The 12,014-nt window shown below is 75.7% G+C and carries 8 protein-coding genes; 3 read left to right on the top strand and 5 right to left on the bottom strand.

Annotation, left to right across the window (positions count from 1 at the left end):
* Window positions 1-226 precede the first annotated feature (226 nt).
* Window positions 227-730, top strand: coding sequence for an NUDIX domain-containing protein (locus ACSUPT_RS28000; RefSeq protein ID WP_436946032.1), 504 nt, complete (start codon window positions 227-229; stop codon window positions 728-730).
* Window positions 731-806: 76 nt separating this feature from the next.
* On the opposite strand, the gene ACSUPT_RS27995 is transcribed toward ACSUPT_RS28000, so the two are convergent.
* Window positions 807-1,202: a GNAT family N-acetyltransferase gene (locus tag ACSUPT_RS27995; RefSeq protein ID WP_436946031.1), complete on the bottom strand. Its 396-nt coding sequence runs from the start codon at window positions 1,200-1,202 to the stop codon at window positions 807-809.
* Window positions 1,203-2,036: 834 nt separating this feature from the next.
* On the opposite strand from ACSUPT_RS27995, the gene ACSUPT_RS27990 reads away from it, so the two are divergent.
* Both ACSUPT_RS27990 and ACSUPT_RS27985 read left to right on the top strand, forming a co-directional pair.
* Entirely contained in the window at window positions 2,037-6,395 is a 4,359-nt protein-coding gene (locus ACSUPT_RS27990; protein WP_436946030.1) for a phage tail protein, read from the top strand.
* Window positions 6,392-7,045 (top strand): hypothetical protein, encoded by a 654-nt coding sequence (locus ACSUPT_RS27985; protein WP_399218349.1) that lies wholly within the window; start codon window positions 6,392-6,394, stop codon window positions 7,043-7,045. The genes ACSUPT_RS27990 and ACSUPT_RS27985 overlap by 4 nt, the downstream gene beginning before the upstream one ends.
* On the opposite strand, the gene ACSUPT_RS27980 is transcribed toward ACSUPT_RS27985, so the two are convergent.
* Genes ACSUPT_RS27980 through ACSUPT_RS27965 form a run of 4 tightly spaced genes read right to left on the bottom strand, consistent with a single transcriptional unit; the run spans window position 7,024 to window position 12,014 of the window.
* Complete coding sequence (locus ACSUPT_RS27980; protein WP_436946029.1) at window positions 7,024-7,311, bottom strand: hypothetical protein; 288 nt, start codon at window positions 7,309-7,311, stop codon at window positions 7,024-7,026. The genes ACSUPT_RS27985 and ACSUPT_RS27980 overlap by 22 nt on opposite strands.
* A gap of 4 nt (window positions 7,312-7,315) precedes the next feature.
* Window positions 7,316-9,622: an AAA family ATPase gene (locus ACSUPT_RS27975; protein WP_436946028.1), complete on the bottom strand. Its 2,307-nt coding sequence runs from the start codon at window positions 9,620-9,622 to the stop codon at window positions 7,316-7,318.
* Window positions 9,623-9,627: 5 nt separating this feature from the next.
* Window positions 9,628-11,484, bottom strand: coding sequence for a hypothetical protein (locus tag ACSUPT_RS27970; protein ID WP_436946027.1), 1,857 nt, complete (start codon window positions 11,482-11,484; stop codon window positions 9,628-9,630).
* Entirely contained in the window at window positions 11,481-12,014 is a 534-nt protein-coding gene (locus ACSUPT_RS27965; RefSeq protein ID WP_399218346.1) for a hypothetical protein, read from the bottom strand. Before ACSUPT_RS27965 ends, ACSUPT_RS27970 begins: the two co-directional genes overlap by 4 nt.

Here is a 12,014-nt window from a genome sequence, read left to right as displayed (position 1 = left end):
CGATCCGTTCGCCCACGACCCGGAACGCGACCGGCTGCGGCTCGTTCCCAGTGTCGTGGGGTGACCGCACGAGCCGGCGGCGGGGGGCTTCGCCCAGCCGGTGCGCGACCCGGGCCCCGGGCGAGCCCGTACGGCCCCGGCCCGGTCGCTCGTCGGCCCCCGACAGCACGCCCGGCACCGGCGGTTCGCGCAGCGGCCGCCCGCATCCCCGAGGAGGACCCCGACAGTGAGCACGACATGGCTGCCGCCGGAGGAGTACGTGGCGAGCCTGCCGAAGGCGGCGATGTTCGGTGCCGTGTTCTTCACCGACGAGCAGGACCGGCCGGTGCAGCTCCACGCCGTGTACAGCTCCGAGCACCCCTGGCAGTGGCCCGGTGGTACGGCCGAGGCGGGCGAGCGGCCGTGGGAGACGGCCGTGCGGGAGACGAGTGAGGAGACGGGCCTGGTGGTGCCGGGGCCGCCGCGGCTGCTGGCGGCCGTCTTCGGGCTGCCGTCGGCGGACTGGCCGGTCGCGACGGTGGGCTTCGTCTTCGACGGGGGGCGGCTCACCGACCGGCAGATCGCGGGCATCCGCCTCGCGCCCGACGAGCACGACGAGGTCCGTGTCCTGTCACCGGAGCAGTGGCGGGGCCTGATGCCCGGCCGGGACTTCGACCGGCTCACCGCCGTCATGGAGGCCCGCAGGACGGGGACGCCCGCCTACTTCGACACCTGGGACTGGGACACATAGCCGACGGCAGGCGTCCGCCCACCGGCAGCGCGGCGGCACCGAGGCGGCCGTGGCGTGAGCGGGCCGGGGGCTGCGCTTACAGGGCTATCAGGCCCGCTGCCGTGCTTCTGAAGCCGCACGCGTCGAGGTAGAAGCCGGTCAGGTGCTCCTCGAAGTCGACGTGGAGCCAGGCGCAGCGCGCGGCGCGGGCCCCTTCGGCCGCGGTGGCCACCAGGGCGGCGCCCACGCCACTGCCACGCCGGTGCCGGGCGACCACCGTGTCGAGGAGGAAGGCGTGGGCCCCGCCGTCCCAGGCGACGTTGACGAAGCCGATGAGCGTGCCGTCCTCACGGGCGCAGACCCAGCCGAGGCTGTGGCGCAGTAGCCGCTCCCGCCAGTCGGTCACGCCGACGGGGTGCCCGAAGCCTTCCGCGTGCAGGGCGTTCAGCGCGGCGTTGTCGATGTCGCCCCGCCACTCGTAGGTGATCGTCATGGCCGCATCGTAGGTGCGGCCGAGGCCGGAGGGGCGGGGCGCGTGGGGCTCCGGGCGCGGGTGCGGAGACGTCTCGGGGATGCGGGGGTGACGCGGCCGTCACGGGGCGGGCGGCAGGGTGGCTCGGGGCTGCCGGGCGGTTGCGCCTCCCGTGGCTTCGCCGTGCCGTGGGAGGGATGCCGTCCGATGCCAGTGCCGAAGGTCCTCGGGGTGCGGCCGCAGACGGTGACGGAGACCGTGTCGGCGCCGACGGTACGGCGTGCCGGGGAGCACGGTTCCGTACGAGCCCCTTCCGGCGCGTCCAACGCCGGGGTGGCCGCCGCCCTGGCGGCAGGGGCGGGCACCGCCGCGCCGCCCCTCCCCGGGCGCGGCGACGGCCCGGGCGCCCAGGACGCCTTCGGCAACGGCGCCGTCGCCGGTGCCGCCGGGCGCCTCGTACCGGCCGGGCGCCTCGTACCCGCCGGGTTGCCGTCCTCGACGGCGCCCGACGCGGACGGCGGGCCGCGGCATTCGGGCGGGCGCGACCCGGCAGACGGTCGGGAAACCGGAGCGGCGTCGGAGGCCGGAGCGGCGCGGGAAGCGGTGGGGGACGTACGGAAGGCGGAAGGGGGTGCCGTTTCCCCGGGGTCACAGGCGCCGCCCGAATCCCCGCCCCGGACACCCGAATCCCGGGCACCCGACTCCCAGGCACCCGAGTCCAAGAGGTCCGATTCGCAGGCGGCCGAGTCCCCGGCGCCGGAAGGACAGGGCGCGTCCGAGGGGCAGTCCACGGGAGGCGGGCGGCGGCGCGGCGGACCGCAGTCCGATCCCGAGTTCGCCGCGCTCAAGAGGGACGTGACCCGCAAGAAGCGCGCGCTCGCCGCGTCGCATCCGCCTCCGCGCGCCGAAGCCGCCGCCGCGCAGGACGCCGCGCTGCCGCCGGGCGACGACATCGAGGCGCAGGGCAAGGCCGCCAACGCGGAGAAGATGAACGAGGCCAAGCCGAAGGAGTTCGACAAGGACGCGTTCATCCGGGCCGTCGAGAAGGCGGTCGCGGACCGGGCCCCGAAGAACCTGGACGAGGCCGACAAGTTCGCCGGTTCCGGCAAGGCCGAAGAGGTCCGCGCCGAGGTGCACGGCAAGGTCGGGCAGGGCAGGGCCGACTCCGCCGAGCAGATCGCCACGACGACCGCCGCCCCGCCCGACACATCGGCGGCCGTCCCCAAGAAAGTCGTGCCGATGGCCGCCGACCGGCCTCCCGGCGCCCCCGCCGCGCCGAACCCCGCCCAGGCGGTCCCCGACAGGCTGCCGCCGTCGGCCACCGACCTGTCGGCCGGGCCCGCCGAGGTCGAGCGCCGGATGGCGGACGCCCAGGTCACCGAGGCACAGCTGAAGAAGTCCAACGAGCCCGCTTTCACCAAGGCGCTGGGTGAGAAGAAGGCCGCCGAACGGCACTCGTCCAGCGCGCCCGGGCGGCTGCGCAAGCACGAGGCGGCCGAACTGCGGGCCTCCACCGCGCGGGCCAGGCGGCTCGGCGCCGAGGCGATGGGCGCGATGGGCGCCGAGCGGGTGCGCACCGGCCGGCAGGTGGACACGGGAAAGGGCGGCGCCAAGAGCCGGGACGAGCAGAAGCGGGCCCGGGTCACGGCTGTCCTGCAAGGCGTGTTCGACACGATGAAGAAGGACGTCGAGGCGATCCTCGACGGGCTGGACACGCTGGTGGACGAGCAGTTCGGCCGGGGCGAGAAGGCGGCGCGGGAGGCGTTCACCGCCGAGCACCGGCGGAAGATGGACGAGTACAAGGACCGCCGCTACGCGGGCGCCACCGGCAAACTCCGCTGGGTGCGGGACCTGTTCGCCGGGCTGCCCGCCGAGGCCGACAGGATCTTCGAGGAGGCCCGCGACGGCTATGTGCGCCGCATGCGGCAGGTCATCTCCGACGTCGCCGACACCATCGGCGCGGAGCTGAACCGGGCCAAGCGGCGCATCGCCCAGGGCCGGGCCGAGATGCGGGACGCGGTACGCGGGCTCCCGGCCGACCTGCGGGCCGTCGGGCAGCAGGCCGCGGCCGAGTTCGCCGACAAGTTCGACGAGCTCACGCGGACCGTCGACGACAAGGGCACCCAGCTGGTCGACACGCTCGCGACGAAGTACACCGAGGCCCTGAAGTCCGTCGACGACGAGATCGCCGCCGAGAAGGAGAAGAACAAGGGCCTGGTGGCGAAGGCCGTGAACGCCGTCAAGGCCGTGATCAACACGATCATGGAGCTGAAGCGGCTGCTGCTCGCGGTGCTCGCCAAGGCCGCCCAGGCGGTCATGCTGATCCTCAAGGACCCGGTCGGCTTCCTGCGCAATCTGGTCTCCGCCGTCGGCGCCGGTCTGCGGAGGTTCCTGCAGAACATCGGGCGCCACCTCCAGCAGGGCATCCTGTCGTGGCTGCTCGGCAGGACCGCCGAGGCGGGCCTCGAGGTGCCGGCGACGTTCGACACGCAGGGCGTCGTACGGATGCTCGGCGGGGTGCTGGGCCTGACGTGGCAGAACATCCGGGGCCGGATCACCCGCAAGGTCCCCGAGCCGGCCGTCGCGGCGGCCGAGACGTCGGTGCCGCTCCTGGCCGACGTCCGCAGACGGGGCATCACGGCGATGTGGGCGGACCTCCGGCCGCGCGTCGGGGACCTGCGCAGACAGCTGCTCGACAACGTGATCGCCTATGTCACGCCGACCATCGTCGTCGCGGGCATCACCTGGGTGATCTCGCTGCTCAACCCGGCGTCCGCGTTCGTCCGCGCCGTGAAGCTGATCGTCGACTTCGTACGGTTCATCGTCACGCAGGCCCGCCAGATCTTCGCGTTCGTCAACGCCGTGCTCGACGCGGTCATCGCCATCGCGCGCGGCGGCAGCGGGGGCGTACCGGCCATGGTGGAACGGGCCCTGGCCCGCTCGATCCCCGTCCTGCTGGGCGTCCTCGCGGCGATCCTGGGCGTCGGGGGCATCGCGGCGCGGGTCCGGCAGATCGTCCAGCGGCTGGCCGCCCCCGTCAACCGGGCCGTCGACGCGGTCATCGACAAGATCGCCGGGCTGGTCAGGAAGGCATGGGCGAGGATCAGGTCCTCGTCGGGCGGTGCGAGGTCCCCGGACCGCCGCGCCGACGCCGACCGGCCCGCGAAGCCCGGAAGGCCCGCGAAGCCCGGAAGGCCGGGGCGCCGCGACCGGCCGGGCAGGCCGGGCCGTCCCGACCGGCGCCGCGGGCCAGAGCGCCGCACACCCGGCCGGCGGCGGCCGCGGCGCGACGACCGCCGGGACCCGAAGCGGCGGAACGCGCGACGGAGGGACCCGAAGCGGCGGGACCCACGCGCCCCGAGGGTTCGGCGCCGTCCCGACCAGCGGTCCAGGAAGGACATGCTGCGCGCGCTGGACGCCGCCGTACGCGACGCCACACGGCTGCTCGACGCGGAAGGCGCGACCGAGGAGAGCATCCGGCGCGGCCTCCCGGCGATCAAGGCCCGGCACCGCCTCACCCGGATCGCGCTGGAACAGCCCGCCCCGAACCGGTACTTCGTCACGGTGGCGATCAACCCGACGCGGCGCACGTCGTACCGGGACCTGTTCCCGTACGAGATCGGCAGGGCCCGCAGACCGATGGCCGTCCGGCGGCACGAGCAGGCCGTGGTCGACCAGCTCAGCCACCTCACCCAGCCCTTCCAGGGCAACGAGTCGTGGATCGGGTTCGTCGTCAACATGGCGGCGATCCCCGACGAGATCAAGAAGAACCCGAACGTGGCGCTCCGGTACCTCGACGAGGCGTGGGCCGGCACGGGGGCGAGGAACGCGGCGGATCTCGCGGAGGCGCGCACCGCCGTCGTGATCGGCGTCAACACCTTCGACCGACTGAACCCGGACGGCGCGGACCCGGTCCATGCCGCGGTCCACGCCGTCCGCAAGCGGCCGGAGCTCCGGCTGGCGGTGTTCGGCTTCCTGTGGACGCCCCGGTGGGTCGACCGCCGCACGAACTCGGACGCCGGCCTGGAGGAGGTGCGCGCCGCCTACCGGAAGCTCAGCGGCCGCCACAAGCGGCGGGCCGAGGCGGAGGAGCGGGGGCTGCGCGACAAGGGCGCCCTGCCCTACGGGCTGTTCCGCGAGGAGGTGCTGCGCTCGGACTACACCCGCCGGGCCGTGGACATCCTCAAGCCGCCGGTGAACCGGCAGGTCCACATCGTGAGCCAGGACGCCGACACCGGGGTCTCCGCACGCAGCGGCGTCGGGGTCCTCAGGGCGTACGAGAAGGTGCTGCGGGAGATGGAGCGCCACCCGCTGCTGACGATCGGCGGCTACCACTACGAGGACTTCGACTGGGGCCGCAACGCCGACCGGCGGGGCAGGCAGCTGACCGTCCTGGCCAACCGGCTGGACCGGGCCATCCGGGAGGCCATCGCCCGCGAGTACCCGCAGATGCTCTACCCGACGGAGCCGAACATGCTGATCAAGGCGTGGGACGAGGAGGGCTCGGGCGGGATCTTCCAGAACGCCAGGACGGCCGCCCTGCTCACCGCCGGGGACCAGGCGCGCACCCAGGGCAAGCTGTTCGGCGTGGGCAGCGCGGAGGGGCGGACCTTCCGCAACGAGCTGATGCGGATCTTCGGTACGGACTTCTCCGTCGCCTACGCCCCGGAGGCGAGCACCAGCACCAGTCCCCTGCCGCGCGATCTGACGCGGGGGCTCACCGTCCGGCCGGAGGCGGTCCGCCTGGCCGCCAAGGGGCGGATGCGCGGCAGGAGGTGGCTGGAGGCCATCCGGGTCAGCCACCGCATGTACGCGCTGATCATCCAGTCCCAGTCGAACGCCAGCGCCAACACCCTGGCCAGGGAGTTCTCCCGGGTCAGCGGACTCGGCCCGAGCGTCCAGGACCAGCTGCGGACCAAGGTGTTCGTCCATGTCGAGGACGTCGCCATGCTGATGGCCGACAACCCCCGGCTCACGGCCGAGAGCCCCGTCGTGAAGTCCCGGCTGGGCCGACTGGAGGCGAACGTCAGGGAACTCCTCGAAAGCGACATCGCGGAGAAGGAACGTGTCAGGAAGGGCATCGAGCAGGCGCAGAAGATAACCGAGGAGATCATCTCGGCGATGACCGCTTCCGAGCTGACCGGACTGTGGCAGCGTATCCGCCGGGCACTGGACGACGCCACGAAGCGGCGGAGGCGAGGAGGACGACGATGACCCCGGAGGCTCTCGACGCCCTGCGGGCTGAGGCATCACGTGACGACTACGCGTCGATGGCCCGTCTCGCGCGCGCACTGTACGAGACGGGGCTCGGCCCGGCCGAGGTGCTGCGCGAATGCTACGGCGTCACGTTCCCGCCGGAGGTGTTCGTGCTCGTCGCGGGCGGCCTGTGGCGGCTGGAGCTGCGCGCCCGCTTCACCAACCAGCCGTGGCAGCCCGCCGTCCCCCCTTCCCTGGGGGGTCCGTCGGCCAGGATCAACAGCATGGCCGCCACCGAGCGGCGGCTGCTGGCGGAGGACCCGGACCTGATGCCGCTCTGCGGCATCCCGGCCGTCGCGTTCGACACGCCCGACCAGGTCGTCTGCTACCGGCTCGGTGAGCTGCGGGAGGGCCGCTCCACGGTGTTCTCCCTTGCCCGGACGGCTCCCGCCGGCACGGCGGTGCGCTGCGGGGACTCCCTGCTGGAGGTCCTGCACGGCGAACACGTCCGGGCGGTCCGGCGGCTGGAGGCGCAGCGGGACAGCCCGTCGAACCGGGGCGCCGGCTCCGTGGACGACGAGGAGGTCGAGGAGGAGTACGCGGCGCTGGAGCGGGTGCGGGAGCTGCGGCGGCGGGCGGACGCCTGTCAGGGGGACGCGGGGGCCTGAGCGGCCTTCCGCACCGGCTCCGGCAGCAGGGCCGCGGGCCCGGATGCGGCGGGGCCCGCCTGGGCGGCCGCGCCCGCGACCGCCGCGTTGCCGACCTGGTCGTGCCCGGCCGCCAGGAGGCGTTCGAAGGCCGTCGGCGGCTTCACCGGGGCCGGTTCGGCGGCCGGCGGCGTCTGGCGGGCCGCCGCCGCGGACTCCTGCGGCCGCGCGGGCGGGACGGGGGCGACGAGCCGGTGGAGGGAGAGCGGCGGTTCGCTGGGCAGCATCGGGTCACCCCTGGGTGGCGTCGTCTGAGGCGTTGTCGAGCAGGTGGGCGTGCGGGCCCAGTTCGGAGGGCCGCAGCAGCCTGGCCTCCCGCTGGAACTGGCGTGCCACACCCCGTACGACGTGCCGCATGCCGATCGTGTCGGCGCCGCCGTCCGCCGCGGCCAGGGCGGCGGTGCGGGCAGCCGCCGTGATGCCCGCACCCGTCATGTCGAGGCGGGCCAGCGTGTCGAGGTCCACGTCGGCGGCGAGCGGCGCCTGCGCCGGGAAGGCGAGCCGCCACAGCCTGCGCCGCTCCGCCGCGCCCGGGCGGGGGAAGTGGACCACGAAGTGGAAGCGCCGGGTGAACGCCGGGTCGATGTTGTCGCGGAGGTTGCTGGTGAGGATCACCAGCCCGTCGCTGGCCTCCAGGCGTTGCAGCAGATAGCCGACCTCCATGTTGGCGTACCGGTCGGTGCCGTGCTTGACGTCGCCGCGTTTGCCGAACAGGGCGTCGGCCTCGTCGAACAGCAGCACCGCGTGGCTCTCCTCGGCCTGGCGGAACGCGGTCTCCATGTTCTTCTCCGTCTCGCCCACCCACTTGGACACCACCTGGGCGAGGTCGACCTTGAGCAGTTCCAGGCCGAGCATGCCGGTGACGATCTCGGCGGAGAGCGTCTTGCCCGTGCCGGGCTCGCCGGTGAACAGCGCCTTGACGCCGCCGTGCGCGCCCCGGCGGGCGAAGCCCCAGGTCTCCGCGACGCGCGGCCAGGCGCGGAACGCCGAGGCGATCTCGCGGATCTGGCGCAGCTGCACGTCGGGCAGCACCAGGTCGTCCAGGGTGCGCCGGGGCGCGATGGAGCGCACGGCGCTGCCGGTGCGGCCCCGGGTGACGGTGGCGATGGCGGGTTCGACGTGGTCGGCGACCGGGGCCGGGAGGCCGTTGCCGGCCAGGCGGGCGCCCGCGTGGGCGACCGACGCCACGGCGCGCAGTTCGCCTCCGCTCATCCGGTACCGGGCGGCCAGGTCGTCGACGCGCGGGCCGTCCAGGCCCGGGATGGCCGCCGACCACATGGCCCGCCGTTCGCCGAACCCGGGCTGCGGGAGGGCCGCTTCGGCGTAGGCGCGCGCGGCGAGCAGCGGTGCCGGGCGCCAGGGGCGCAGTCCGGTCAGGCACACCGGCAGCCGGGTGCGCAGCACTGCGGCGGTCACGCTGTCGGCGTACGGGCGCCGCCCCTCGCCGTGCAGGTCGTCGGTGGGCACCCACAGCAGGGCGCCCAACGCGGCGGCCGTGCGCAGGTCGGCTTCGAGGTCGCCGGTCAGGGTGCGCAGTGGTACGGCGGCGGCCCCTGCCAGGGCGTGGACGGCGTCGCGCTGGCCGTCGGGCGGGGCGCCCCAGAGCCCCGCGAGGTCGATGTGGCCGGCGGCGAGCGCCCGGCCGAGCCGGGTGAGCCGGTCGGATGCCGGGTGCGGGAGCGCGGGTGACGGCCCTCGCTGGGCGACCTCGCCGGGATCGTCGCCGATGAGGCCGGCGTCGGTGCCCCAGCCGAGCAGGAAGTCCAGGACGCCCGGCCCGGGGACCAGTTCGAGGGCGAGCTCGACGGGGGCGTCGCCGTGCGGGCGCAGGAGGCCGTACCGGCGCAGCGGACCGGCGGGGCCGAGGGCGCGGCGCAGCGCGAGACGGGCGGCGGGCTCCGGGTCCGGCGCGACGCCCTGCGGTCCCGCGCCGGGCTGGGAACGGGGGTCCTGCTGAGGTGCGGAAGCGGACTCCCGTCCGAGGCCCTGCTGCGGTGCGGGACCCTGCTCCGGTCCGGGACCCTGCTGCGGTGGGGTGCCGGGCTCCGGTCCCGTGGCGGCGCCGTTTGCGACTGCGGACTCGGTCGCCGCCAGGGCCGCGACGGTGACCAGCAGTTCCACGTTCGGCAGCCGGCGGTTCAGGTTGTCGACGATGTAGGCGTAGATCCGCTCGTAGCCCCGGTCCAGTTCGGGGGCGGCGGCCAGCAGCAGGACGTCCTGCTCGGCGCGGGTGAGGCCGTACGCCGCTGCGAGGGCGTCCAGGGGCAGGCGCACGCCGTCGGCCGCGGCGCGGCGCCGCAGGCGCTGTTCGGCTTCCGGTTCGCGGTGCCGGGGCAGGCAGGGGCTGGTCAGCGCGTCGGCGGCCGCGCCCACCTCGCCGAGCAGTACCTCGACCTGCTCGTCCGTCACGCAGTAGGGCGTGAGGTCCGGCCGGCTGAGGCGGGCGGCCAGCCGTGCCTGCCGCACCACGGCGGCGCGCAGTGCCCGGTGGATGCCGGCGAGGCGGATGCGCAGGTGGTCCAGCGCCGGTTCGCCCATGGGGATCAGCCTCCGGTGAAGGTCAGGGGCCGCCCGCCGAGCCACGGCACGTCCGGCACGTCGGCGAGCAGTCCGCCGCGCAGCAGGTCCGTGTGGCGCCGCCCCAGCGGGACGCGGACCCGTACGGCGTCGCGGTCGAACCGGACGGTGGCCTCCAGGTCGGCGAAGCGGTGCAGGGCGAGCAGCGGGTCGGGGGTCTCGCGGTCCCGCCACAGCGTCCAGGCGATGGTCGACAGGCCGAGCAGCGCGGCGAGGGTGGCGGTGCGCTCCAGCGCGCCGCCGGGGTCGAGCGGTACGGCGCGGCGTTCGGCGACGAAGGCGGCGGTCAGCTCCGCGAGCCGCGCGGTGTGGCCGGGCAGCCCGGCGGCGAGCGCGGGGGCGGCCCTCGGCCGTGCCGCGCCGGTCCACAGCGGCGTACGCCACGGCAGCCGTACGGCCGGATCGCCGCGCAGCGGCCGCAGCGCCGTCAGGAACGGCACGTCCGCCGCCGCCAGTACGGTGAGGGTGCCGGGCGGCAGGGGGCCGTCGCAGACCAGCACGGGCGGCCGTCCGCAGGCCCGCCAGTGGGGCAGGAGCGCGGCCGGGTCGTCCGCCCAGGCGAGGGGGAACCCGCCCTGTGCGTCGGCGAGGAGGAGCCCGCCGGCGTCCGTGCCGGTGAGCAGCAGCGGCTCGGCGGGGTCGTGGCCCCGGCTCACGGCGAGGGCGAGGACACCGTCGAGTACGGGGAGCGCGGGGCGTACGGCGCGCGCGAAGGCGGTCAGGGCCTCCTCGGGGACGGGCGGTTCGAGCCCGGCGAACGCCGCGGCCGCCTCGCTGTCCCGCTCCTCGCGGCGCCAGCCGCGCGCGGTCGCCCCGAGCACCTTGTACGCGAGGGCTGCGGCGAACAGCGGTGCCTCGTCGGCCAGTTCGACACCCGCCAGGGCCGGGCCGACGGCGTCGAGCCAGCCGATCCGCGCCAGGGGCCCGGCAAGCAGGAACGGCAGCGCGGACCACACCCGCACCTCCCCGGCCGCGGGGGCGGGGCGCGCGCGGCTCCCGCGAGGCGCCTGGGCGGTGGGCGCCGGGCCGTCCTCGTCCGTCAGCGCCCGCACCAGCCGCACCGCCTCAACGCGGCCGGCCGACTCCGCGTAGGCGGCGCACAGGGCGGGCAGCGCGTCGTTCCCGCCCGCACGCAGCGCTTCGGGCAGCACCCCGCCCGGTACGGCTCCAAGGCGGGCGCGCCGGACCAGTTCGGCGAGCAGCCGGGCGGCCACCGGGGCGGACGGGGCGTCGTCCGCGCCGAGCAGGGCGAGGGCGTACGCCCGGAGGGAGCCGGTGGGCAACAGGGCCAGCAGCGCGTCCAGTTCGTCCCGCTCCGCCAGCTCCCCGAAGAGCGCGGCGGCCGTGGGCGGGGTCCAGGGGGCCGCAAGGGCGGCGAAGACCTCGTCGAAGGGCACGGGGGCGTCGGGCGGCGTCCCGGCGGGGGCCCGCGCCGGGTGGACCGGCCCGACGCGCACCTCGGCCTCCGGGTGGAAGGCGCCGCTCCACCCGGTCCGTCCGGGGCGGATGGTGACGGTCACCGGTTCGGTGATCTCCAGGTCGGGGCCGTCCCCGGTGAGTTGCGGCGCGAAGTGGTCCGCCAGCCACTCGGGGACGGTGTCGATCACCTGCTGGACGAGACCCCGCGGGTCGGGGCCCCAGCTCCACCCGCCGCGCCGCGCCACCGTCACCGTGCACCGCAGCACGGAGAGCTCGCCGTCGTCCCCGGCGGCGGCGGAGGCACGGGGGGCCGCGGAGGCCCCGGCGGCGCCCGGCGCGGCGCAGGCCCCGGGCGTCCCGGCCGTCCCCGGGGCCCCCGGTCCGTGTCCGGCGGGCGCGGTCATGTCACCGTCACCCTCTCCAGGCGGCCCGCCCACCCCGCGACGAGGGTCAGGACCCCGTGGGTGCCGCCCGGTTCGACCGCCAGGGGCAGCTTCACCCGGTCGCCTTCCGCCGGGATCTCCCCCGCGAGGACATGGGTGTGCTGGTCGTCGGAGACGAGCGCGACCACGGGGGCCGGCCGGGTCGGGGCGACCGGAACGGTGACGGTGAGCCCGTCGGCGGCGAGCCTGACGCCGCCGCCCGTCCAGACGGCCAGCCGGGCCGGTGCGGGCCCGGGCCTGCCGTCGGCGGACCGCTCGACGCCGAACGCCAACGGATCGGTGAGGAGGGCCGGTTCGTCGTCGACGGCGGTCGCGGCGAGGTCGCGGGCGTTGAGCGGGAGCACGGCGGTGCGTCCGGCGCCGAGCGCGACCCGCAGCGGCAGGGCGCGTCCGACGAGCCGGGCCGGGTCCGCGGGTGCGGCGGCGCCGGTGAGCGCCAGCGCGCCGACGACATGGCCGGTGGCGGCCGTGTACAGGACGGTGAGGGCCAT

Source organism: Streptomyces sp. SudanB25_2051, assembly GCF_964272635.1.
Classification (GTDB): Bacteria; Actinomycetota; Actinomycetes; order Streptomycetales; family Streptomycetaceae; genus Streptomyces.
This window is presented reverse-complemented; position numbering and strand designations above follow the sequence as displayed.